General features: G+C 57.9%; 19 protein-coding genes and 1 tRNA gene. 7 read left to right on the top strand and 13 right to left on the bottom strand.

Annotation, left to right across the window (positions count from 1 at the left end; genetic code table 11):
* The first annotated feature begins 30 nt into the window (after nucleotides 1–30).
* Nucleotides 31–1,125, top strand: a complete 1,095-nt coding sequence (locus CRP02_RS06490) for a glycosyltransferase family 4 protein (RefSeq protein WP_097170607.1) — start codon at nucleotides 31–33, stop codon at nucleotides 1,123–1,125.
* A gap of 38 nt (nucleotides 1,126–1,163) precedes the next feature.
* Here the strand turns inward: CRP02_RS06490 and CRP02_RS06485 are convergent, their stop codons facing one another.
* The 7 genes from CRP02_RS06485 to CRP02_RS06455 form a co-directional block, all read right to left on the bottom strand.
* Entirely contained in the window at nucleotides 1,164–2,369 is a 1,206-nt protein-coding gene (locus CRP02_RS06485) for a glycosyltransferase family 4 protein (RefSeq protein ID WP_097170606.1), read from the bottom strand.
* 87 nt (nucleotides 2,370–2,456) lie between these two features.
* The gene (locus tag CRP02_RS06480; protein WP_097170605.1) at nucleotides 2,457–3,980 is read right to left on the bottom strand and encodes an O-antigen ligase family protein; all 1,524 of its coding nucleotides are present in this window, start codon (nucleotides 3,978–3,980) and stop codon (nucleotides 2,457–2,459) included.
* Nucleotides 3,981–4,050: 70 nt separating this feature from the next.
* Nucleotides 4,051–4,710, bottom strand: coding sequence for a hypothetical protein (locus tag CRP02_RS06475; protein WP_097170604.1), 660 nt, complete (start codon nucleotides 4,708–4,710; stop codon nucleotides 4,051–4,053).
* Between the two features lie 10 nt (nucleotides 4,711–4,720).
* Entirely contained in the window at nucleotides 4,721–6,976 is a 2,256-nt protein-coding gene (locus CRP02_RS06470) for a polysaccharide biosynthesis tyrosine autokinase (protein WP_097170603.1), read from the bottom strand.
* Between the two features lie 130 nt (nucleotides 6,977–7,106).
* Complete coding sequence (locus tag CRP02_RS06465; RefSeq protein ID WP_097170602.1) at nucleotides 7,107–8,012, bottom strand: hypothetical protein; 906 nt, start codon at nucleotides 8,010–8,012, stop codon at nucleotides 7,107–7,109.
* 186 nt (nucleotides 8,013–8,198) lie between these two features.
* On the bottom strand, nucleotides 8,199–9,317 hold the full coding sequence (locus tag CRP02_RS06460) for an acyltransferase family protein (RefSeq protein WP_097170601.1): 1,119 nt from the start codon (nucleotides 9,315–9,317) through the stop codon (nucleotides 8,199–8,201).
* Between the two features lie 140 nt (nucleotides 9,318–9,457).
* Nucleotides 9,458–10,786: a hypothetical protein gene (locus CRP02_RS06455; RefSeq protein WP_097171269.1), complete on the bottom strand. Its 1,329-nt coding sequence runs from the start codon at nucleotides 10,784–10,786 to the stop codon at nucleotides 9,458–9,460.
* Between the two features lie 467 nt (nucleotides 10,787–11,253).
* Between CRP02_RS06455 and CRP02_RS06445 the strand changes: the two genes are divergently transcribed.
* The 4 genes from CRP02_RS06445 to CRP02_RS06430 all read left to right on the top strand — a co-directional run bounded on the left by CRP02_RS06445 (nucleotide 11,254) and on the right by CRP02_RS06430 (nucleotide 16,675).
* Nucleotides 11,254–12,489, top strand: a complete 1,236-nt coding sequence (locus CRP02_RS06445; RefSeq protein WP_097170600.1) for a glycosyltransferase family 4 protein — start codon at nucleotides 11,254–11,256, stop codon at nucleotides 12,487–12,489.
* A 161-nt stretch (nucleotides 12,490–12,650) separates the two neighbouring features.
* On the top strand, nucleotides 12,651–14,138 hold the full coding sequence (locus tag CRP02_RS06440; RefSeq protein WP_097170599.1) for a lipopolysaccharide biosynthesis protein: 1,488 nt from the start codon (nucleotides 12,651–12,653) through the stop codon (nucleotides 14,136–14,138).
* Nucleotides 14,123–15,448, top strand: coding sequence for a polysaccharide pyruvyl transferase family protein (locus CRP02_RS06435; protein ID WP_097099994.1), 1,326 nt, complete (start codon nucleotides 14,123–14,125; stop codon nucleotides 15,446–15,448). Before CRP02_RS06440 ends, CRP02_RS06435 begins: the two co-directional genes overlap by 16 nt.
* 9 nt (nucleotides 15,449–15,457) lie before the next feature.
* Nucleotides 15,458–16,675 (top strand): glycosyltransferase family 4 protein, encoded by a 1,218-nt coding sequence (locus CRP02_RS06430; RefSeq protein ID WP_097170598.1) that lies wholly within the window; start codon nucleotides 15,458–15,460, stop codon nucleotides 16,673–16,675.
* Between the two features lie 54 nt (nucleotides 16,676–16,729).
* On the opposite strand, the gene CRP02_RS06425 is transcribed toward CRP02_RS06430, so the two are convergent.
* The 3 genes from CRP02_RS06425 to CRP02_RS06415 all read right to left on the bottom strand — a co-directional run bounded on the left by CRP02_RS06425 (nucleotide 16,730) and on the right by CRP02_RS06415 (nucleotide 18,818).
* The gene (locus tag CRP02_RS06425) at nucleotides 16,730–17,521 is read right to left on the bottom strand and encodes a metallophosphoesterase family protein (protein ID WP_097170597.1); all 792 of its coding nucleotides are present in this window, start codon (nucleotides 17,519–17,521) and stop codon (nucleotides 16,730–16,732) included.
* 240 nt (nucleotides 17,522–17,761) lie between these two features.
* Entirely contained in the window at nucleotides 17,762–18,367 is a 606-nt protein-coding gene (locus CRP02_RS06420) for a transglutaminase-like cysteine peptidase (protein ID WP_097099997.1), read from the bottom strand.
* 148 nt (nucleotides 18,368–18,515) lie between these two features.
* Nucleotides 18,516–18,818, bottom strand: coding sequence for a hypothetical protein (locus CRP02_RS06415; protein WP_097099998.1), 303 nt, complete (start codon nucleotides 18,816–18,818; stop codon nucleotides 18,516–18,518).
* 322 nt (nucleotides 18,819–19,140) lie between these two features.
* On the opposite strand from CRP02_RS06415, the gene CRP02_RS06410 reads away from it, so the two are divergent.
* Complete coding sequence (locus CRP02_RS06410) at nucleotides 19,141–19,698, top strand: HNH endonuclease (RefSeq protein ID WP_003511248.1); 558 nt, start codon at nucleotides 19,141–19,143, stop codon at nucleotides 19,696–19,698.
* 31 nt (nucleotides 19,699–19,729) lie between these two features.
* Here the strand turns inward: CRP02_RS06410 and CRP02_RS06405 are convergent, their stop codons facing one another.
* Together CRP02_RS06405 and CRP02_RS06400 are read right to left on the bottom strand one after the other, a co-directional pair.
* Nucleotides 19,730–20,245, bottom strand: coding sequence for a disulfide bond formation protein B (locus tag CRP02_RS06405; RefSeq protein WP_097099999.1), 516 nt, complete (start codon nucleotides 20,243–20,245; stop codon nucleotides 19,730–19,732).
* A 266-nt stretch (nucleotides 20,246–20,511) separates the two neighbouring features.
* A tRNA-Leu gene (locus CRP02_RS06400) sits at nucleotides 20,512–20,596 on the bottom strand.
* Nucleotides 20,597–20,894: 298 nt separating this feature from the next.
* Here CRP02_RS06400 and uppQ point away from each other — a divergent pair.
* Nucleotides 20,895–21,536 carry a polysaccharide biosynthesis GNAT family N-acetyltransferase UppQ gene (uppQ, locus tag CRP02_RS06395; RefSeq protein WP_003511246.1) on the top strand — a complete coding sequence of 214 codons (642 nt, stop codon included), beginning with the start codon at nucleotides 20,895–20,897 and terminating at the stop codon, nucleotides 21,534–21,536.
* A gap of 63 nt (nucleotides 21,537–21,599) precedes the next feature.
* On the opposite strand, the gene CRP02_RS06390 is transcribed toward uppQ, so the two are convergent.
* Nucleotides 21,600–22,871, bottom strand: coding sequence for a GNAT family N-acetyltransferase (locus CRP02_RS06390; protein WP_003511245.1), 1,272 nt, complete (start codon nucleotides 22,869–22,871; stop codon nucleotides 21,600–21,602).

Here is a 22,871-nt window from a genome sequence, read left to right as displayed (position 1 = left end):
CAGAAAGTGCAGGCAAGCGGAAGGGTCAGGATGCGTATTCTCGTAAACATGCCGAGCCAGTATGGCGGCAAACCTTCCGGCGTCGCCCGCGTGACCTTCAGCCTGCTGGAGCGGCTGTTGGATCAGACGCGGGACGACTACATCCTGCGTTCTCCCTGGACGCGGGCACAGCTGCCCGAAAACCTGCGCGAAAGCCGCCTTCAGCTGATTGAGACGCCGCGGCCGCGTATCATGGTGTTTGATGTGCTGCGTCAGGCCATGACGTTGCCGGCACTTTGCCGCAAGCTCGGCATCGATGTGCTGTTCAATGCAGATCCTTTCGGAAGTCCCAGGGGCGGCAAACGGCGCGTCACACTGGTTCACGATCTTTATTTCAAGACCATCCCCGAACAGATCGGCTGGCGGGCGACGTTGACGACGGATTTGATCTTTCGACTGATGATGGCTGGCTCGAACCGGATCACCTGCGTATCGGAAGCGACGCGAAAGGATCTGGCGCAGTTTTATCCATCGGCTGCCGGAAAAAGTCTGACTATCCATTCTGACAGCACCCTAAATGTCGATCCAGCGAGTTTGAACGGCCCGCCGCCGGTTGCTGCGCCCTACATACTGGCGGTCGGAAACGCGACGTCGAATAAAAACTTTGCGCTTCTGGGCAAGGCTTTTGCCGTGATTGGCAAGGTTAGGCCGGATTTGCACGTCGTGCATGTTGGTCGCGACGATGCCGAGGAAATCGGCAGCGTGCTAGATGATCCGGAGCTGAAGGCGCGGTTGATCCGGCTTTCCGGCATAGACGACCATCAACTGGCAGACCTTTACCGCCACGCCACCTGCCTTTGCGTGCCTTCCACATATGAAGGGTTCTGCCTGCCGGTGCTGGAGGCGCAGCAACTGGGGTGTCCGGTCGTCTGCTCCAACCGTTCTGCAACGCCGGAGATCGCCGGAAAGGGCGCGCTCACATTCGATCCCGCGGACTCTGACAGCCTTGTCGCGGCACTTGAGCGGCTTTTTCGGGAGCCAGATCTGGCAGGCGATCTTCGCCAGGCAGGTTATGAAAACCGCAAGTTGTATTCATGGCAGAAGGCGGCGGAAAGCTATGCGCAGGTTTTCCATGAACAGACCTGACGTCTAGAAGTCATGTCCCCGGGGTGAAATCTTGCGGCTCATGCCCTGATACCGCTGCGCAGCTCCGAATAGAGAGCTTCGTATGCCCCAATTACCCGTTCGGGCGCGACGCCCTGCGAAATGCGCGCTTTGGTTTCCGGTGTTTCCGCGAGAATGGCGGGGTTGCGCATCGCGTCAGTCATGCGGGCGGCAAGCTCAGTGGCGTTGCCCGGCGTGAAAAGGCGTTCCGGCCGGTCCCGACCGATCTGTTCGGCGACACCGGCGAGATTGGCGCCGAGAACCGGCACACCGCGTAAAATAGCTTCAGCGACCGTGCGCCCGAAAGCCTCTGGCCAGAGTGGTGGAACGATCAGACAATCTATACCGGCGAAGAAACTATCGGCGTCCACGTAGCCGGGAAATTCGACCGGAAGGTTGGCGGTTTTTTGCTCGTAGGCTTCCATGCCGCCCGGCGCGCGGCCCGCCATGACCAGTCGCCAGCCCTGCGGCGGCAGGAGCGGCAGCGACTCGATCAGGAGATCTGCGCCCTTGGGCGCCTCGATGCGGCCCAGATAGCCGAAAACAAGCGGGTCCCCAGGCGCGCGTGGAATGCGCTGTGTCTGTGAAGCTGGCGGCGCGATGGCGTTCCAGATGACCGTGCGGCGGTTTTCCGGTACATGGGTGAAAAAGCCGGCCTGCACATGGCGCTCGACAATATCGTGGCCGACACCGGCGACAGCATCGACGGCGCATTGGCAACGCCGGTGCAGGTAGGAGAAGGCGCGGCATTTTTTGCTGGTGCCGTCGCAGATGTGCCCGTCGTGAAACAGGGAGCCGTTGGTGCACATGCTGGTAAAATCGTGCAGGGAATGGACGAGCGGAATGCCGCGCTTGCGGATCATCGGCCAGATCAGTGGTGTCAGCTCCGACAGCGAATGGGTGTTGACGACATCAGGCCGGAAATCATCAATGACGCGGGCAAGCCGGCGCACGAGACCCGGATCCAGCTGCACGGCGATCTTGTAGTATTTTCGCTTCCATCCGGGTTGCTGTTCCCAGTCCCCGATAAAAAACGGCGTGGTATGTCCGAGGCGGTAAACGGCGAAATCGTCGCGCAGCTCCACGGCCTGTTGTTTGCGGGAGATGGCCGCCACAGCTACCGTGTGTCCCTTCTCCGCCAGCCCGCGCGCCAGGTCTTCCACGAATATCTCCGCGCCGCCGACCCGGTCCGGAGAAAACAGCGACGTTATTTGCAATATCCGCATGCCCAAATTCTCGCGTCTTTGTGTGGTTATAATCGTTACAACTATTGCGCATCAGCGAAATGAAGGCTGCTGCCCATCCGGACTGATCTAGGCCGACATTGCGGGATCGGTTGAAGATAGTCCGCGCCGCCGCGACCGGTCCCGTCCAACCCCTGGTGGGTTGAGACAAAGCGTGACGACGGGCGCAAGGAATACGGCGTAAGCCATTGCGAAGCCGGGGATCTGCAGCGAAAAATCGAGCGTCGAATGCAATGCGACGAGCAGCAGCCCGGCAAGGCCGAGATGGGAGGCGTAACGGTAGTTTTTGCGTTTGCGCGCCCCGCGAATAAAAATGGCGAGTTGGACGAGCACGAAAAAAGCCGCATAGAATGGAAATGCGAGGCCGAGCGTCAGCAGTCCCTCGGCATAGACATTATGGGCGTGGGTGACGATGGCGTCCACCCCACATTGCGCCGCATGATAGGGCGCATAGGTTTCCGTAAAACTTGCAAGGCCGGTTCCCCAAGGCCAGCTGTCAGAAATGGCACGCGCGATGCCCGGCATGTAGCAGAAGCGCATGTCGTCTTCCAACCGTGTTTCCATGCGAAGCGCCACGCGATTGGCGAAGAGCAGGAACAGGCCAAGCGTAACCGCGAGCACGATCGCCGCCCGGCGCTTCGTGCCGCGCCGCTTGCGACGCAGGGCAGCCGCGTTGCGGCCTGTTTTGATGGGTGAGTTGAAGACGGTCAGAAGAATGAGGAAACTCAGTGCCGCAAAGCTCGATGCTATGCCCGCGCGCGATCCGGTCAGCATCAAGGCGATGAAGCAAAAGGCAATGAGCACGCCGATGAAGGCGGCCTTGCGGATAAGGCGTTTCTGGCCGACCGGCACCGTCAGTCGATTTGCCACAAGTGCCCTGACCATTCCCCAATCTGGAGCCGTCAGCCGTTTGTGCAGCATTACGACGAGGGTCAGGAGGATGAGACCGAAAAAGGTGGCGGCGGTATTGCGGTTGACGAAAAGGCCGGTCAGGCTGCCGAGATAGAAGCGCTTCTGAATGAAGCCGAGTGTTTCTGGAAAAAGCAGAAACTGCACGATTGACAACAGTGCCAGCCATCCGCCGGCAATTGCGAACCATCGCAGCGCTTTTGCCGCGCGCTCGTCGGTATCGAAAATGACGAGGCCGGCCATGAAGGCGCCGAAGGGCACGGCGGCGCTTAACAGGCCGACCCGATCATCCGCCGGGGTGAGCGAAACCGTGGCGTCGGGCGCTAACTGCATAAACATGGCGGCGGTCGACCAGGCGGGATTGGGTGGAGCAATACCCGGCACAGATGATTGCAGCCACATCTGGATGATGAGTGCCCCCAGCAAAAGGCATGTCGCCACAAGCGCCACGCTTGCACCAGCCCGGGGCGGCCCAAACAGCAGGATGGCGGGCACGAGCAACAAATAAATTGCAACGGTGACGACGATACGGCTCTCGATTTCAGTTGCGCCGCGATTGAGAAGCGCAAGCAGGAAGATAGCCCAGAAGATGACCATGGCGGCCGTCCGGAAATAGTCTGGAAACGCAACCGGTCGCGGTGGCGATGAGGATAGCGGTTCTGATTGGGCTTCGATGGACGACATTGGCTTTCGGCTTTGAAATAACTGTTGCTGCGACGATGTCTAAGGTAGAAGGACGAGATGGGTCGCTATGTCACGGAAGCGGCACGGTGCGTTTCATGCCGGCCTGCGGCTGCTGCGGACAGATCTTCCGCAGGGTCCAGCGCAGAATTTCCCCCTCCTTGCCGCAGACGATTGCCGTGTCCGCATTGCGGGCCGCATCGGCCTGAGGCAGCGTGTCTTTTGGAAATTGCTGCCACATCACGAAGCGCCCGCGTATCAGGTTGGCGTCTGCAGGCCCGTAAAGTTGGGAAAAATTCATCAGAACGGCGATTTCCATTGGCGAGGCGTTACGCAGCGAACGAACCATGGCAAGACGCAGCCACACATCGCCATTTGCAGGCAAACAGGAGAGCGCGTGACGAATATAGGTCTCGGCAAAGCCGAGACGCGCCGCACCGGCCTCCGACGTAGCATCTTGGCCATTTGCATCGAGATCTGCGAGAACGAGCCGTAACCCGGCCTTGACGATATCCGAGCGGCAGATTTTCTCCGCAACGACGGGGTGCAGTCCATCGACCGTCTTCACCAGAAGATCGTGCGCCAGGCCGCTTTTGTCGTCGGCAATTCTTGCCAAGGCAACGACATCGGAAAACCGCCGGGTTTCGGAAAACGCCTGTGCGGCGACGGATAAAACAAACACGGAAAGGATGAGAACGGGCACGACCGCGAAGAATTTACGCAGGCCCGCCATTCCGTCCCGCCTAGTCATGGTAATATCGCGTGTAGCGCGCATGATAATATTCGCTTGAACCGTAAGCCCGGTACAGCTTCAGCTTTTCCGTGTCCACCTTGTTGAGGATGACACCGAGACACTTCTTGCGGATCTGGACTTCGTTTTCAATCGTATTGCGTACCGCCCTGCGGGCGGTTTTGCCCCATTCGGTGACGAAGACGAAACCGTCGATCCGGCCAGCCATCGCGCGGGCATCCACCACCGGCCCGAGAGGCGGCAGGTCGACGATGATGTAGTCGAAGAGGCTACTCGCTTCGGCCAGCAATTTGTACATTTGCGCCGATGTCAGCAGCTCGGAGGAGTGCGGTACGCGCTGCTTGACGACCGTTGGCAGGAAAGCGAGCCGCGTCTTTTCGTCGTGCAGCAGCACATCGCGCACATTGCGGCCTTCCAGCAGCACTTCGAGCAGGCCTTCTGCAGCATGACGCCCCAAAGCGCGCGTGGCGCCCGGGTTGCGAATATCCGCATCCAGCAGGAGAACCCTTGCTCCCTGTCCGGCCAGAAGCTGAGCCAGATTGATGGAGATCGTCGATTTGCCCTCGCTCGGCAACGCCGATACGACACCCACCACCCGCGCGCCGGTTTTCGGGGGAATGCCGAGATCTATCGCAAGCCGTGTGCTGCGCAGCGTTTCGGCGAAGGACGATAGCGGGTGATCGACAGTGTAGCGGGCAACGCTGGACGGGCGTGTCGCGGTAGGCGGCCCCTCCTGTCCCTTTGGCAACACATCCGTTCCCGGCTTGTTCTGGACAAGCGGGGTGTTGCCCAGAAATTCCAGCCCGAGAACGTCGCGAACCTGTTCTCCGGTGCGGAAGAAACGGTCGCGGAACTCGCGAAACATGGCGATGCCGCCGCCAGCCGCGGCGCCCATGATCATGAACAGCGCCAAAAGTAGCGGTTTGTTCGGTTTGCTTGGAATGTTGGGCGGAACTGCCCTCGAAATCACGCGTGCTTCCGTTACGGGGAACGATTGCTGCTGCATCGCTTCCTGATAACGCTGCAGGAAGGTCTGATACATGTTCTTGTAAGTTTCCGCCTCACGCTGCAATTCGCGGAGCTGAACCTGGGTCTGGCTGGCCGAGTTGCTGACGCTGGTGGCCTTGGCAACGCTCTCCGCAAGTGATTTCTCTCTTGCTTCCGAAACCTCCAGATCGCTCTTGTAACTTTGCGCAATACGGCTGATTTCCTGGAACATCAGCCGGCGGTATTCCTGCATTTCGTTGCGCAGACGCACCGCCTGAACATGGTTGCTACCAAGCCTGCGGGTGATTTCCGTTTCGATCTTCGAGGATTCGAGATATTTCTTGCGCAGATCGTTTGCGACCGAGCTCTCGAGAATGTCGGTGACGACGGCGTCGACATCGTCCGTGGCAAGGATATGTTCGATGCGTTGTACCCGCGCTCGCGACCTGGCTGTTTCCGACTGCGCCAGAATAAGCGCGCTGTTGGATTCGGCCAGTTGCTGATCGGAAAGCAGGCCGTTATTGCCAGTCTCGATCAAACCGTGTTCGGCGCGAAATTTCTGTACGGCAAGGTCGGTGTCGAGTGCCCTCTGGCGCAACTCGGCAATGCGGTCGGACAGCCAGTCACTGGCCCGCTTCGTCGCCTCGTATTTGGAGTTCAGCTTGTCCACGAGATAGGCCGACGCCACGGCGTTGACGATCTGCGCGGCGAGAACCGGTGATGTCGAGTTGTAAGTCAGTTCCAGCGCGTAGGTACGGCCGATACGCTTGACGCTGAGACCGTCCAGCAGCCGGTCCGACAGCGCCCGCTTCAGCGTGCCGTCGTCGATGACGGCCTCTTTTGCCGGCGAGAACCACTGCGAAACGTTGACGAGCGAACGGATGGTGCCGAATATCGAACTCAGAAGCGAGGCACGGTTTGCCCTGAATTCCTGATTTTCCGTCAGGTTCAAACTTTCGACGACAGCAATCCCGATGGTTTCCGATTGCAGGACCTCGACCTGGCTGAGAATCGAAGCCTCGTCCTCCACGACGCCGCCGATCGTCGAAAGCTGCTCGACGACCTGGCTGTTGTTGCGGTCGATCAAAAGGGTAGCCGAAGCTGAATAGATCGGAACGGCCGTCGCGGCATAAGCGAGACCGATTGTCCCGGCAATGGCTACTGCGGCGAGGACGACGCGCCACTGTCGGCGGACCGTGGCAAGAACGGCGTCTATATCGATAAAGTCGGCTGTAAATCCGCTTTTGTCGATATCGGCCATAGTCAGGGGATCGTGCCTTTGCAACAACTGTCAGCCTCGCTTTTTTTGGCGGGCGCGGCACCCGCCAAGTCTCGGTTGCATGATAGGACAGGCGGCCGCCATTCCCGCAGGAAGGGCGGCAAAACCGGGTTCAAACGGGACTTGTGCTGACTGGCGTGCTGGTGCTGCCGGTTGAAAGGGGCGCGGCAAAGAAGTTGTTGGTTGTGGTGGTTCCGCCGCTGCCGGTGGTGCCACCGCTGCCGCCACCGCCAACCGGTGCGGCTCCGCCGCCGGCCTGTGCCGTGCCGGCTGGTGAGCCCGCTGTTCCCGAACCGCCGATGCTGTTGCCGCTTGCAGGTGAAGAGCCGGCGCCACCGATCGGTGAGGCAGCAGCTGCAGCTGCCGCAGGCGCTGCCGGACCGGCCGCCGTTCCCTGAATATTTTCGCTAAAGGCGATCAGAAGATCGGAGGGCACGCCGGCACCCTTGGTCTGCAACTGGATTGCGGCGGCAAGTATCGTGTTGCCCCTCTGCATCGCCGTGGAATAGGCAAGCGCCAGACCTTCGCCGACAACTTCGGAGAAGTCCTTGTTGCCGACCTTCTGGGCCAGTGCGACGATGGTGGGCAACTGGCTGGAGTCGCTCAGGATCAGGCCAGAAACCTGTTCGGAGAACTGCGCCGCGCTGGTGGAAACGGCGATGATCGGAAAGCCGTTCGTCACCTTTCCCGTCATGTCGGCGTTTGCCGCATCGGTGCTGGAAGCGATGCCGGCCAGATCCTTGACCGTTGCCTGCGTCGGAGATTGCTTGAACAGTTCCGCGGCAGCAAGGGCAACCGTGTCCGGATTGGCGCTGTTAACGCGGGCCAGAAATGCGGCATTGGTTTCGTCAGCGGCCTTCACGGGTGCGGTTGTCGCAGTCTGTACCGGCGGCGTCTGCTGCCCGGCAGCTGGCGGTGCTGGTTCCACGTTTTGGGCGTTGGCGACTGCGGAAAAAAGACCGAGGCTGGTGATCAATACCGCACCAGTGAGCGTCGAGCCATTACGAAGGCGGGACATCACAACTCTCCAAATTTTTAAAAAATACGATTTTAAGTAAGCTGAAATGCTGGATATGGTTATCCAACATCTAAAATTTTCTTTTTAAATCGCACAGCCCTAGCTAACGATCAAGTGCTAAAATAAACTTGTGAACGGAACTTCGGGGTATACTTAACAGCAGACACGAGGACTTTTCCCTTGTCGTCAGGACACGGCGACTTTTCGCCGGGGTGTTATCAGCCGGTCACGAAGCCAGATATTTGCGGGCGTTTCGACAAGGACGTGAAATGCGTGGGCGATGGCGATGGTGCTGGCGACGACGACGAGATAGACGACATTTTTCCACTCCTGCGGCCAGGTGATGCCGCCGGAAGCAACCAGGAATGCCCGAAAGATGAACGGGTGCAGCAGGTAAAGCGCGTAGGAGGAATCGCCCAGTTTCGCCAGCGGCTGCGCAAAACGGGGCAGGGAGATGCCCCTTGTCAGGGTTGCCGCGGCCATCAGGAAAATCGCGCCGCCACCAAAAACGAGCAGCCGGGTATAGGAATAACAGCCCGGATTGCATTGGAATTCGAACCTTTTCAGATCGATAAGCGTCCAGATCGCCACGCCGCAAAGGGCCACCGCAATCCCCAGCAAGGGCGGCAGGCGCACGCCGCGCAGGAAAAGCACGGCAAGCAACATTCCCGCCACGAACTCCAGAATGATGGGCTGAAACCAGAAACTAAACGGCAAGGCGAGATTGAAGTTGGAGCCGATGAGCACTGCGGCGAGCAGCACAGCCGCTGTTGTCAGCACGGCGCGTTCCAGCGGCAGGAAGATAAAAACCGCGAATACGACATAAAAAAACATCTCGTAATTCAGCGTCCAGCCCAAATCGATGATTGGAAACGGATAGGCGTCACCATAACCCATGCTGTCATAGGGAATGAAGAGGTAGGAGGTGAGGACGGCCTGCAAGGACGGGAAGGCCTTGGCGCTGAGAAGAACGGCGACCGCGGCCATGGCGAGCCGCATGGTCAATACGAACCAGTAAAGAGGAAGGATGCGGAGAAGCCGGCGCACAAGAAAGGCCGAGCGCCCTCCCTCTGCTGCGAAATACGGCCGGGAGGCATAAACGATGACAAAGCCGGAAATGACGAAAAACAGATCGACGCCCGCACCCAGCCTCAGGAGATGGAGGTTGACGAGCGAAAACTCCCAGTTCACCTGCGCATGCAGCGCGACAATCATGATTGCCGCCAGGGCACGCATCATTTGAAGAATATCGAGACGCTGCGCCCCGGAAACAGGCGCTTTTTCAATTTTTTGCATCGTCATCATCTATAAAAAGAAAAAATTTATACAGTAATATTTTGCGCTCGCAGCAGCGAGCAAAAGTGGTCTATTTCAGAAGGCTATCACGCAATAGGCTGACACGATATACAAAATTTGTCGGCCGGAAATTTTCGCCCGCACGCCGTTCAGAAAACCTCCAGCACCGTAAGCTGGTCGCTGACGGAAAGCCGGTATTGCCCACCTTCCTTTGCCATCACCCGCTGGCTTACGGAACCGTCATCGCCGAACCGGTGCGCGATGACTTGGCTGTGCGGGCCGGTTACCGAAAAGGCCGTTGCACGTTCGGCTGGCGGATTTTCGATCCGTGCCGGCCATTGCCAGCCGCGTATGCCAAGCCACACCGGGGCGAGCAGCGCGCCGTCTGGTCTTGTCAGGCGCAGGGAAAGCCTTTCGGAATCATCGTTGAGGAAAGCGATGCTGCGTTCCGCTGGCCCTGTTTGCCGACTTGCCTTGCAAAGCGCAAGAAGGGCGCGAACGGCCCCGTAAGCAGGGGTGCGGCTCAGATCGTGGCGCAGCAGGCCGAAGGACGATTCCGGGTTTGTCTGGTCTTCGGCAAAGCTGGAGACCATTTCATAGATGTAAGCCCGGCGGATGCCGTTGATGAAGGACCACAGGAGTGTGCGCGGCATGTAGCGCGCCTTGATGCCTTCGGTGACGGGAAAATGGAAGGTTTTCGGTTGCAGCGAGGTGTGGTACCCGATCTCGGTGGCGAGCACCGGCCGGCCGGCTGCTATATGCGCCGAGGCGGCGACGGATTTGGAGAGCGCCCCCGGCCCGGTCGTTTCGGGATGTTCCATTCCAGCGTAGGGGTGAATATTGCCGAAGTCGCATACGTTCTGCAGGTTTAGCGCCAGCTCCGTATTCGCCTGGATATAGCTTGGCGCGACAAGCGGCACGTTGCTCACGGCAGGAGTTGAGCGGATCGTTGCAAAAAGTGCAGCCTGATGCTCTGCCGAAATGCGCGGCGCATTGGCCGGGTCTTTCGTCAGCGTCGGTTCATTGCTGCCTTCGAAAACTTCGATGCCGCCGTCGCACCAGTCGTAGAAATCGGCAATCCTGTTCAGTGGCGTTGAGACGTAGGGGTTGAGATTGTCGTAACAGATGATCGTGAGGCGAACGTTGGCCGCCACAATCCTGCGCAGGCGCTGGAAAGCCGGGCTGTTGCGGCTGTCCCTTGCGGTAATCAGTCCCTCGTCACGCAGGTGGCCCACACCAAGGGCTTCCAGTTCAGGCAGGATGCGCTCGAAGCTTTCCGGATAAATGCCGTTCGTGCGGGCGAAATGGCCACACACGCCCACGCTGTCCACAAAGGCTTCTGTTCCGGCGGAAAAAACGGATTGAGTCTGCGCGAAAGCGGGGCGCAGGCCCGTGGCGGCAGCCAGTGCGAAAGGTGCAGCTGAAAGCAAGCCGCGCCGTGTCAGGTGGCCCATGGTGATCGGCTGTTTTCCGTTCATCTGCGTCTCCTGGTCATTCCGGCGAGATATAAAAGCAGCCGCGATCATATCGGCGGCGCCTCTCATTATGTCAGATTGTCCTGGAAGTTTTTGGCATCTTCATTCGCCATCAAATCCATGTTTCTGAAATGAAATAAATATATAAATTAATGATATTATACGCGGACGAAACAGAATTCACCGCTTCCGCCCGTACGTTTTTTCATATGAGAATGAGCCTAACACGGGACAGGTTCTTTTCGCAACACGGCATGACTTTTGTCGCGCCGCGAAAAAAAGCACTTGAAATGCCGTCAGTTCCCGTGCTTTTTGAAAGTGGATTTTTGGTTATTCATATTTTCAAGCGTTAAATCTGCTCTGCCTTCTGTGCTTTTTGCGCATGTCTCATTGGTCCCGGAGTATCCGGGAACATGGGCGAGGCCAAGCGGAAGTCATAAATTTTCGATAAGGAAATAGAGCGTATCCGTATGCGAATTCTCCATCTCAGCAGCCTTTATCCGCCGCATATCGTTGGCGGGTGCGAACGCTCGGTCGAACATCTTGCCGAGGAACTCGTCTCCATGGGACATGAGGTCGGTGCCGCCTGCATAGAGCGGCAGGCCGAACCCAAAACGGTGCGCAATGGCGTCAGCGTCTACCGCATGTTCCACAATAACGATTTCTGGCTCGAGGACTGGCCGCAATATACGCCGCAGCAAAGGCGTATGCAGAAGATCAAGCAGCAATGGAATTTCAACGTCGAGAAGCAGTTCGAAGCCGTTCTTGACGATTTCAAGCCGGATGTTCTCAATACGCACTCGCTGCTGGATGTGACGACGCTGGTGTGGCGGGCGGCGCACAAGCGCAACATTCCAATCGTCCACACGATCTGCGAATATGATCTTCTGTGCGGTAACGCCGCCATGTTCAAGGGCGGCAAGCCCTGCGAACACATCCATCTCGGCTGTCAGGTGGTGAATATCACCAAGAAATTCACGCAGCGCTACATCGGCGCGGTGGCAAGCGTTGGCACGGAAATCCTTAAAACCCATGTCGATCACGGGCTTTTCCATCACCTGCCGGAAAGCATGCGCCGTGTGATCTTTTATTCCTGCACGGTTCCGGACGGCGACCCGGTCGCACGCAGGCAGATCGACCGAACCGGCAAGCCGATGACCTTCGGCTATATCGGCCGCATCAACACGGAAAAGGGTGTCGGCAACATGGTCGATGCCTTCAGGGAAATCGGCCACGGTAACTGGCGCTGTCTGGTTGCCGGCCAAGCGATGGACGATTCCATCGAACGCTTCAAGGCCCAGGCCGGCGACCTGCCGATCGAGTTCGTCGGCTGGGCAAAGCCGAAGGAATTCTTCGAAGAGATCGATGTGCTCATCGTTCCCTCCTTCTGGGCTGAACCTTCGCCGCGCACCATCTACGAGGCCTACGCGATGGGGGTGCCGGTCATCGGCGCGGCCTCGGGCGGCATTCCGGAACTGATCGGCGAGACCAACCACGACTGGCTGTTCGAACCGGGCAACGCCACGGACCTTGCCGCACGCATTCGCCGGGTGTTGACGCTTTCGCGCGAGCAATTGCCGACGGAGGCCGATTTCGGAAATATCGTCGAGGAATCCACCTCGCGCCGGGTGGGTGAGAACTATGTGAAGCTCTACGAGGACGTGCTGGCGAAAAGCAGGGAAAGCCGAACCTTACGCGCATCTTAGACCGGCAACGGACCGGGTCCGTTGCAAGCGTTTCTTCCAAGGAAAGAGCACATGGTAGAAAGCAATATCGGCAAAGTCCGTTTCCCCAAGCTGGACTTCGATCGTTTTCTGGCCGCTGCGGTGGTCGGGCTGTCACGACCGGCTTTGCAGGCGGCAGGTTGATGGCGGAGCCAAGTTCGATAGGCAGCGCCGCGATAACAGGCGTTTTCTGGTCCATCGTCCAGAACTGGGGTGGAAAGCTTTTTACCTCCATTCTTTTCATCGTTCTTGCTCGGTTCCTCAGCCCCACCGACTACGGCATGGTCGCCACGGCGGGCCTGGTTCTGATGCTCATCCAGATGCTGTCCGAGTTCGGTTTCGCAGATGCGATCGTGCAGAAGCGCAATCTGGAGCCAAGCGACGTCAATCTGCCATTTTATGTGTCGGTTGCGCTGGCAACGGTGTTTGTCATCGTTGTTTGTCTGCTGTCGCCCAGACTGGAAAGCTGGTTCGAGGTGGAAGGGCTGGCACCGATCATCGTGGCAATCTGCATATTGCTGCCGCTGAACACCGCCTCGCTTTTTCAGGAAGTCAATTATCGGCGTGCGCTTGCGTTCAAGCCGCTGGCAATAAGAACCTTCATTTCGAATATTATCGGCGGTGGCGTTGCGATTGCTTTCGCCATCATGGGCCTGGGCGTCTGGAGCCTCGTCGTTCAGACTTATGTTGCAACAATTGTGACGCTGATCTGGCTCTGGCGCAAACCGCACTGGCTTCCGGGCACCACGCTCAAGCCCGACACTTTTTTCGAATTGCTTCGCTTCGGCTCGTCGGCTCTCGGTCTGCGCATCGTGGATTTCGGAGCCACGCGGCTGATCGACGTCATGATCCTGGGGCGTTACGGGGTTGCCCTCTTTGGGCTCTACACAGTCGGCAGCAGGCTATATCAGCTTCTCATGCAACTGCTTCAGGCGGCGCTATATGATGTTTCGTTGACGGTGCTGTCCCGCATATCGCACGAACGGGAGCGCATGGCGGAACTCTACAAGCAATCCATCACCATATCGTCGATCTTTTCGACACCGATCTTCGTGCTCTCGGCTGCGTTGGCGCCAGAGATCTGCAACGTCCTGTTCGGCGCGCAATGGCAGGGTGCCGACGCGGTTGCGCGGCCGCTGCTGCTACTGGGTGCATTGCAATGCGTCCAGTTTCAAAACGGCCCGTTTCTGTCCGCACGCGGCAGGCCGGACAAGGTGCTGATTGCCGGGACGGTCAAGGCAATCTCTACCATCCTGTTGATATTGCTTGTCCCGACGGAAAACATTCGGGAAATTGTCATCGTGTTTGTCTTCGGGCAGCTCACTTCGACGCCTTTCACATTTTATTTTGTCGCCCGGGAACTCGGCATCAAGCTGTGGAGAATTTTCCTCCTGCTTTTGCCAAGCTTCGGTTCCAGCGGTCTCTGCTTCCTGCTCGTTCAGTGGATGCGACCTGAAGTTAAAATGCTGGGTGCGGGCGACCTCGTATCCGGCATCCTGCTCGGTGGTATGTTCGGCGTCGCATATCTGTTGCTTTTGGCTCTGACCGCGAGAAGCGAGGCCCGGTCCGCCATCGCCCTCATCATGAGCAAAATCGGTTCTCGAAAGGAAAGAAAATGCGCAAGCTCGTGAAAAAAATACTCCCTGCACCACTGCGTCGGAAGCTGGTGCAATATAACGAGCGGCGCAATCTGGATAATGCGGTCCAGCAACTCTTCAACGATCTGCAAGAGCTGAAGCGCAGCATCAAGCCTATCAATGTCGGAGATCGGCTGAACCGGCTTTTGATCGTGGCTGGTGATCCCATCACCCTGTTCGGTTCCGCCGGCGATGACGCGATGATCACGGCGACCGTGCAGAATGCCCGTGCGAGCAATCCCGATGTCGAGATAGACATCCTCGTTGACGGAACGAATTTTGGCGACTCTGCTTTGCAGAGAGGCTTTGTTACCGTCGATATCTTTGGAAAGCCTGACTTTATCCAGGCCCTTGCCCAGCAATTTTCGGTGCGGAAGTACGATTGCATCGTCGTTGTCGGCGCCGACGTGATGGATGGCTATTATCATCCGCTGGTCAGCGCAAAACTTCTGGCAAGCGCTGATCTGGCCGCCGCCGCCGGGATCAAAAACGTTATCCTCGGTTTCAGTTTTAATGAAACGCCGCACCCCGCTTTGGCGAAGTTCTACAGCTCCCTTCATCCGGGGGTGTCGCTCAATGTGCGTGACGTTGTTTCCCTCGAGCGTCTGAACGCCTTTGCCACGGCGAAGGCGGCACTGGTTTCCGATTCTGCATTTAGTCTTGTCCCATCGGAACCCGATGAAGATACGATCTCGTGGATCGCGCGAAAGCGCGCCGAGGGATACAGGGTCATGGGCTTCAACCTACATCCCATGCTGTTCAAGAATGCGGATAGCGCGCAGATCGCGGCGATCATCAGGCGCGGGGCCGAAGCACTGGAGTTCGTTGCCGATGCAAGACCGGTCTGCTGGCTGGTCATTCCGCATGACTACCGGAAAGACGTGGGCGATCAGGCCTGCCTCAAGGCCATTACCGAGCTTGCCCCATCTTCACAGACGGACAGGGTTCGATATCTGGATGGTAGATGGCCAGCCCCGGTTCTAAAGGGCGTTGCCGGTAAACTCGATGGTCTCGTCAGCGGACGCATGCATCTTGCGATTGCTGCGCTGGGCAAGGGCGTTCCTGTCATATGCATTGCGTATCAGGGCAAGTTCGAAGGGCTGTACCAGCATTTCGGTCTCTCCGCGGCCGAACTGCTTTCGCCCGCCAAGTTCCATACGGATGATGGCATCAAGAATGCCTTGATCAATTTCGTGGATCAGGCCGATGAGATTCGCGAAAAAGTCGGGAAAAAGCTGCCTGAAATTCTGGACCTTTCCAAAAGGAATTTTCAGGTGTTCGAGACCTTCGCCAAGCAGCCTTGAGTCATTTTCATGAGAGTCGCTTTTGTTTCCGTATTCCCTGCCGTTCCCGCCAACGAGGGTGCGCGGAACAGGATTCTCCAGCTGACACGCGCCGTGCGTAGCCTCGGACATGAAGTGCATTTCGTCTATGTCGATACTCCGATGATAGCTGATTTCGATCCTGCGGCCCATGAGGTCGAGTTTGGGGCCGGACATATGCACGTCGTGTCCAGGGAAACATGCGGGTTTGCAGCACGGCTCATCGACGACTTCAGGTTCGAGATTGGGTTGACCGCATTTCGAACCCGTCGGAAAATTCAACGGCTCCTTGGCCGCGACAGCGGTTTCTACAATTACCTCGACGAGTTCTATTATCCGGAAATAGGCCGGCAGGTCCTGGATCTTCAGCGTCGACTCGGGATTAACGCCGTTATCGTCGAATATGCTTTTCATTCGAGAGCTTTTCTTGGGCTGCCGGATGATGTGCTTCGCATTCTCGACACGCACGATTCCTTCGCCGATCGTCACAAGGCGTTCGTGAACACGGCCAACAGATTTGGGTACTGGTTCTCGGTGCCGCCGGATGTGGAATGCAAGGCATTCCGCCGCGCCGATGTCGTTGTCGCCATACAGGAGGAAGAGGAACGTTCGTTCAAGCAGCGGCTGGCAGGAGAGCCGCCGGTGGTTGAAACGGTGAGCCATATTCTGGATCTCGACCAGAGAGTGGAAGACTTTGCCTCTGATGATTTTCTGTTTCTCGGTTCAGGGAACGACGCAAACGTCATTTCTCTCAATAGTTTCCTTCACAATGTCCTGCCTTTGGTCAGGGCGGCCCGTCCAGACATCCGCCTGGTGCTGGCAGGCAGCATATGTGGCAAGGTCGAGGACATGGAGGGGGTTCTCAAGCTTGGCCGGGTGGAGAACTTGAAGGATGCGTTCACGCGCGCGCCACTTTCCATCAATCCCATCACGCTTGGCACGGGCATCAATATAAAACTGCTTGATGCTCTGGCTGCGGGTGTCCCGACGATCAGCACCCAGACGGGTGTGAGGGGGCTTTCAGAACGATATCGCGGTGGCGTGATTGTGGTTGAAGACGGAGATCATCAGGCCTTTGCCAATGCCATTGTGCGGCTCTCTTCCAGCCGGGAGCAGCGGCAGGAATTGGGAAACAATGCGTTTCTTGACGCTGTCGAATGGAACCGCGGGCAAATGACGGTGCTCGGCAATATTCTGAAGGGCAAATAAATCGCGATTGCGATGCTTCTGGCTGGTGCAACCTGATCCAACGATGGCAAGCCATCAGGCAATAAGTCGCGGCCCCGCATCCGTGAGCTTTAAAATGGTAAGCCTACCCGTCGTGAAAGCGCCAGTGTCGATGCCAATCCGTTGCGGACCTGTCTGTGGTTCCGGCGCCGGCGTATGGCCGTGGATGATGAGAAGGTCCAGTCCCGCCCCTTCCGACAGGAAGGGTTCCCTGATCCACAACATGTCCTCATCGGTCTGCGCCTCAAGCGGCACTCCGGGTTTCAGGCCGGCATGAACGAAAAAATAGGGTCCCATGCGGACGCAGATCGGCAGGCTGACTAGAAGTTGCCGATGGGCCTGCGGGATCGCGCCAATCAGCGCATCCCTGAACGGCTGAAGCCGCAGACGGCCGTTGTCCATGAAGTAGCTGATATCGACCCCGTAGGACAGAAGCGTCTGGCGGCCGCCAAAATCCAGCCAATGCATGTTGTCCTGCGGGTTTTCAAGAAAATCGCTGAAGAGCTGCTCGTGATTGCCGCAAAGCGAGATGCGGCGCAGGGGCGCTGGCGGGGGTTGCAGCAGATGCTGGAGAACACCGCAGGAATCCCGGCCACGATCGACATAGTCGCCCAGAAGAATAACCAGAGCGGGGGATGGATTGCTTGCGAGATCGGCAAGGATTTTCTGTTCCGCCTGCAAAAGCAGATCGAGGCTGCCATGGACGTCGCCAATGGCATAGATCGGAAAAGACGGAGATTTGTCGCCGAGGTCTATTCTGCGCCGCCTCCGGTCGTCGCGGGGGGCTGGCTGTTTACGACCGCGAATCCAGTTGAGCACTTTAGGCATAGATGCCGATACTGTCTCTCTTGCACGAGGTCAAGAGCGTTGAAAGCCAATGCCACAAGGCCCGTAAATCCTGGGTCGATGCAACGGCTGCGGCATCCGCCAAAGCCCTGTCGGACAAAGCTATCCGGAGCAGGGAATGGCGAAAGCCGTTATCGATTTTCGCAAGGCGTTCCGCGGCAATTGAAGAGGAACGGAGCGCCCCCTTCGTGTTCGAAAATGACTATCCTGTGCGCGATAGACCTAGAGTTTCAGCCAGACACGCGGGTTGTCGTGTGACTGGATCTTGATCCATTTCAGGTCAACCGCTTTCCAAGGTTTGACGACGTTGGTGCGGTTGTCCAGCACCAGATCGCCCTGGCTGGTGCTGACGACCAGAACGGCGTGGCCTATGCCAGTGGGGGTGCGGGCGGTGGCAATGCGCAGAGCGCCCGAGGGCCAGCCGGCGCGCAGAAGGCGTTGCCGCTTGGTCACTGCGTAGTCGTCACAGTCACCGCTTGCGGGGTTCAGATTCCATTCGTCCTGTCCGTCCGCTTCGCTTGTATAGATTATCGATGTGTTGATCTCGGCGTTGATGCGCTGGAGTTCCGTGCGCTTCTGCTTGGTCAGTTCGACCTTGTCGCGATCGCCAATCCGGACACATTGGTCGGCGGCGTCGTCGCAAAATTTTGCGAAGGCGATGGGTGCAATTGTCGGGCGGCTTGTCGTCATGAACAGGCCGGGGCGCGATGCGGTCGGGTTCTGCGCCAGGCCGGCAAGCGGGGCGGCCGATGCCATTGTCGCGATGCTTGCCGCCACGCTGACGGCAACTGCCAAAGTCTTTGCCAGACGGATTTGTCTCTTCGCCATGTCTCTGCCTCTGCCCGGTTGTTGTCTCTTGTGCATGGCAACATAGCGACCCTTCGTTGCGGGCCGTTTAAGTCGATAGATTGCTTTTTAGCGAAATCGAATTTTATTAAAGCGAGATAGAACAGCGGGGAAACGGGTGCGTTTGCGCTTACTTGCAGCGGGTGCGGCCCTCGGCATCTATGATGCATGTCTGCTGTGGCACAGCGTTTCGGTACTCACGCCGCGTATCGGTTGAGTTGCTGCGACTTGCCGGCGGCCGGTCGTAATTGCGGTAGACCTCGAAATTGCGCCCGCCGATCGTTCCCTGCGCACCGCCACGGCCATCCGGCGTGACTTCGAAATTCTGATATTGCTGGGCAGAAGCGGAAGCGGGCAGGCCCATCAGCACGGCAAAGGCGCCAGCCGCCAGGCCCTTCCATAACGTTGCCGTTTGGTGCCTGCGCAAGATCATGGCCGTTTCCTTCCCTCGACTGAACGACAGATACGCATTCTGCTTTCCCAATCGTTCGTCGCGTTGACTATATCACTGATCTCGCATTGAGGGTGAGAACGAATATAGCGTTCTTCGGCAGGCGAATCGCTTCGGTGCCGCTGCGGCGCATCACTAGATATTGGCCAGGCGACTATCTCGCCGCCCGATTGTCCGGAACGCAAAAAAGACGTTTTTAGAGCTGAAAAATTAAGCTCTTCTCCGCTGCATTTATGGGCTTCACAATCCTGTAACAACGGACCTAATATACAAGTGCAGATGCCGAATCGATCAGGAGAAGCCCTTGACGATTGCAGTTTCACCACAGGCCCTGCCGGCGCTCGTTCTGAACGCAGACTACAGGCCACTGAGTTATTATCCCTTATCGCTATGGTCCTGGCAGGACGCGATCAAGGCCGTCTTTCTAGACCGTGTGAACATCATTGCAGAATATGATCACGCGGTGTCGTCACCCAGCTTTTCCATGCGGTTGCCGAGCGTCGTCAGCCTCAAGACCTATGTGCAGCCCACCCGCAACCCCGCCTTCACACGCTTCAACGTGTTCCTTCGGGACAAGTTCGAATGCCAGTATTGCGGCACCCGGGACGACCTGACCTTCGATCACGTGATTCCCCGCGCCCATGGCGGCGAAACCACGTGGCACAATGTCGTGGCGGCGTGCTCTCCCTGCAATCTTAGAAAAGGCAGCAAGCTTCCCAAGCAGGCGGGCATGTTCCCGGCGCAGAAGCCCTTCCAGCCAACGGTTCAGGACTTGCACAATAACGGGCGGCTGTTCCCGCCCAACTACCTGCACGAAAGCTGGATGGACTATCTTTACTGGGATACCGAGCTGCAGCCCTGATGCTTTGAGGACTGCAACGCGGCTTTTCCGTTTAACGGCTTTTCCGGCTCGCGCCAAAAAAGGCAACGGCCGCAAGCGCAACGCTTGCAATGACATTCCAACCGGCGAACGAAAGGCCGAGCACCCGAAGTGCAGCGTCGTTGCAGGAGGGTGCCTTGATGGCATTCAGATTGCCAAGCAGGTCACCGGCATTGGTAGTGATGGATGGCGCACCCGTGGCGCAGGTGATAGGCCCTGCCCAGAAGCCCCATTCCACACCAGCGTGATAAACACCAAGCCCGGCGCCGATCAGCATCGCCACGCCAATGAGGGCGAGAAGCAGCCGCGTGATCTGAACCGGCAGCTTGAAGATGCTGGTCGCTATGGCCAGAATACCCAACGGAATGGCGTAATAATAGGGATCGCGCTGCAAAAGGCACAATGCGCACGGCGTATAACCGCCAATATGCTGGAAACCGAGGGCGGAGCCGACAGTAAAGATCATTCCCGCCGTTACGCCAAGAGCGGCGAGCGTGCGGCTGTTGTCGGCGGTTGTTGCAGTGGACATAATGTTTTCCCCAAACTTCACGAAGAAGCAGATATCCCGAACGGGCTTTCAAAAAGGCGGGCGTGATGGCGAAATTAAGTCGCCGGTTCAACGGTGTATTCCCGGATTCGTCTAATCCAGTCCTTTGCTTCTGGCAAATGAAAGCCCGGTAATATTCGGGGGGCGAATGAGCAAAGTTTCGTGAGTGTCTTGATGGCCGTGACGCAATCGACCGGTCTTTTTGGAAGACCGGAATAAAACGAAGAAAATCAATGCGGTTTTGGAAATGGTACCCCAAGCCGGGATCGAACCAGCACTCCTTGCGGAACCGCATTTTGAGTGCGGCGCGTCTACCAATTCCGCCATTGGGGCAACGGTGGTAATGCCACGGCGTCTATCACGGTCAATGCCATGCGTGCAACCCCAAAGCTGATTTTTCCTGTCCAATGACGTGCGTTTGCAGGCGTCATTTCAAAGCTTTGGGCGGGCCGGAAATAAAGGGGGGGAGTGATGTTTGTCCGTCCCGTATCGGTACACCGACGGTTGTGGCGTTAAAGCAATATTAGATACCACTAATAAATTAGAATATACACAATTGCTAATTGAATTATGATGTTTGCGTGGAGTTTCCACGCGGGGCGGGAGAAGCCAGAACTCATAGGAGGAAATTATGAGGGCGCTTTCTCGCAATTTGTTACTGTCTGCCTGTCTGATTTTACCGGTCAACGCCCATGCGCTGGATATCGGGATTGGTGGTGAGAACGGGGTGAATGCCAGTGTGGGCGGCAATGGCAGCGGTGGGCTCGGTGTCGATGCTTCCGTTGGTGGCAGCAATGGCGTCAATGCCAGCGCTGATGTGGGCGGCAGAAGCAGTGGCGGACTGGGCGCGGATGTCAACGCGTCGGTGGGTGGCAGCAGCGGGGTCAATGCGGACGTCAACGCATCCGTCGGCGGCTCGAGCGGTGTCAGTGCGGGCGCCAATGCTTCGGTTGGCGGCTCCAGCGGCATCAATGCCAATGTTGGTGCGAATGTGGGCGGATCGAGCGGTCTTGGCCTTGGTGTCGGGCTTGGCATCGGCGGCTCCAGCTCGCCAGGCAATCCGGGGAACCCCGGTAATCCGGGCAATCCTGGAAACCCCGGGAACACGGGGCCGGTATCGCCCGGTGGCATGCGCAATGCCATACAGGCCTATAACGACATGTCGCGAAACGAGCAGATCAAGCTTGCCCGTCGTTGTGTCGATATTCTCGGTGGCGGATATGACGCGGCACTGACGCAATTGTGCAAGATGATCCGGACGGCCTCGCGCTGACGTAGCGTCAGCCCCGTGGATAGTCCGATACCAAACCGAAGGATGCTGCGGCATCCTTCGGGATTAACTGTTCTTGCGCCCGAAGGAGAGGATTTTCTGGCGCAGGCTGCGGGCGAGGTTGCGGGTGTTGCGATACATGTCCACCTGCGTGGAAACCTGTCGCACGTCACGGTCGCTGTTCTGCGCAAGCCCGACGACAAGAGTGCCCATTTCCTGCCGTTCCTGCCAGAAGCGGCTCATGATTGGATGATCGGGCACTGCGCAGCTGTCGCTGCGCAGAATATTGGCGTCGTCCAGCTGCCAGTCGGTCAGTTTCTGCACCAAAAGTTTGCCGGGTGAAAACCGCGAATAGGATTCGTCAAAGGCGGTCTTCCACGTATAGGCCTCGCCAGCCGTCATAAAGACGATCATGGAGGCGATGGCGCTGCCATTGAGATCGATGGTGTGAATGCGCACCGCATCCGCTTCGGCCAGATTTGTGATTGCCTCGCGGGCGAAGGCGGCGCGATAGCGGTCGTTCACCAGCGCGCTGCGTTTGCGGCCTTTCCAGCCACTTGCTTCCAGCGCCAGGAATTCCTCCATGCGGTAGCGTATGTCCTTCGGTTGCCGGGTAACGGTGTAGGAAAGGGCCCCGAGTTTTTCGAGCTGTCGCCACTGCCTGCGCATTTCCCGCAAATGATGCGGCGCAAGTGAATTGCGCAGATAGGCTTCGCCGTCCAGAAGACTCTCCAGCATCGGCCGCTGATAGTTACCAGTCGTCGTCACCGGCAGGTTGCGGCTGATTGCTATGGCCTTGAACATCCGGGCAAAAGGCCCTTCAAGCCGTACATCCGGCAGTACCAGAACATTCGGCAGGCGCATTTCCCGGTCGGAAAGCGCATCGAAAAGATTGTCGAGCGTCTCTGCGGCACCTTCGGTATCGACCAGCGGCGTGCCGAGAGGGCCGAAGGGGTTGGCCCAGCCACGGATGATGGAGGGACCGATGGAAAAACCCGGCTTTTCCACGGTGAAGGGCATCAGAAAGCGCATGCGGCTTCTAGCGCCGTTCTCGTCGCGAATAAGGGCGAAGCGCACGGACTTGTCATCGATACGCGGCATGGCGGGCGCAAGAAGCCGCCCTGTGAAGAAGACATTTGCCTCCATGACGCGGTTAGACAGGAAGTCGAGTTCTTCCTGCATGTCGTAACCGAGCCGGCCAGGATAGATGCAGAATTCGCGGCCGTCGCGTCCCACGCGCCGGCTGCTGTCGGCCACGGGGCGGTCACGCTCCGTAGACGCCATCAGCGCAGCGATGCGCGGGTCCTGAAAATCCGGATTCTTTGGGTCGCTGGACAT

Origin of the sequence: Rhizobium sp. AN5 (genome assembly GCF_900215255.1) — a bacterium.
Lineage (GTDB): Bacteria > Pseudomonadota > Alphaproteobacteria > Rhizobiales > Rhizobiaceae > Agrobacterium > Agrobacterium tumefaciens.
This window is presented reverse-complemented; position numbering and strand designations above follow the sequence as displayed.

Coding starts and splice junctions, on each gene's coding strand:
- CRP02_RS06490 (WP_097170607.1), top strand. CDS start 31: ATGCGTATTCTCGTAAACATGCCGAGCCAGTATGGCGGCAAACCTTCC.
- CRP02_RS06485 (WP_097170606.1), bottom strand. CDS start 2,369: ATGCGGATATTGCAAATAACGTCGCTGTTTTCTCCGGACCGGGTCGGC.
- CRP02_RS06480 (WP_097170605.1), bottom strand. CDS start 3,980: ATGTCGTCCATCGAAGCCCAATCAGAACCGCTATCCTCATCGCCACCG.
- CRP02_RS06475 (WP_097170604.1), bottom strand. CDS start 4,710: ATGGCGGGCCTGCGTAAATTCTTCGCGGTCGTGCCCGTTCTCATCCTT.
- CRP02_RS06470 (WP_097170603.1), bottom strand. CDS start 6,976: ATGGCCGATATCGACAAAAGCGGATTTACAGCCGACTTTATCGATATA.
- CRP02_RS06465 (WP_097170602.1), bottom strand. CDS start 8,012: ATGTCCCGCCTTCGTAATGGCTCGACGCTCACTGGTGCGGTATTGATC.
- CRP02_RS06460 (WP_097170601.1), bottom strand. CDS start 9,317: ATGATGACGATGCAAAAAATTGAAAAAGCGCCTGTTTCCGGGGCGCAG.
- CRP02_RS06455 (WP_097171269.1), bottom strand. CDS start 10,786: ATGAACGGAAAACAGCCGATCACCATGGGCCACCTGACACGGCGCGGC.
- CRP02_RS06445 (WP_097170600.1), top strand. CDS start 11,254: ATGCGAATTCTCCATCTCAGCAGCCTTTATCCGCCGCATATCGTTGGC.
- CRP02_RS06440 (WP_097170599.1), top strand. CDS start 12,651: ATGGCGGAGCCAAGTTCGATAGGCAGCGCCGCGATAACAGGCGTTTTC.
- CRP02_RS06435 (WP_097099994.1), top strand. CDS start 14,123: ATGCGCAAGCTCGTGAAAAAAATACTCCCTGCACCACTGCGTCGGAAG.
- CRP02_RS06430 (WP_097170598.1), top strand. CDS start 15,458: ATGAGAGTCGCTTTTGTTTCCGTATTCCCTGCCGTTCCCGCCAACGAG.
- CRP02_RS06425 (WP_097170597.1), bottom strand. CDS start 17,521: ATGCCTAAAGTGCTCAACTGGATTCGCGGTCGTAAACAGCCAGCCCCC.
- CRP02_RS06420 (WP_097099997.1), bottom strand. CDS start 18,367: ATGGCGAAGAGACAAATCCGTCTGGCAAAGACTTTGGCAGTTGCCGTC.
- CRP02_RS06415 (WP_097099998.1), bottom strand. CDS start 18,818: ATGATCTTGCGCAGGCACCAAACGGCAACGTTATGGAAGGGCCTGGCG.
- CRP02_RS06405 (WP_097099999.1), bottom strand. CDS start 20,245: ATGTCCACTGCAACAACCGCCGACAACAGCCGCACGCTCGCCGCTCTT.
- uppQ (WP_003511246.1), top strand. CDS start 20,895: ATGAGGGCGCTTTCTCGCAATTTGTTACTGTCTGCCTGTCTGATTTTA.
- CRP02_RS06390 (WP_003511245.1), bottom strand. CDS start 22,871: ATGTCCAGCGACCCAAAGAATCCGGATTTTCAGGACCCGCGCATCGCT.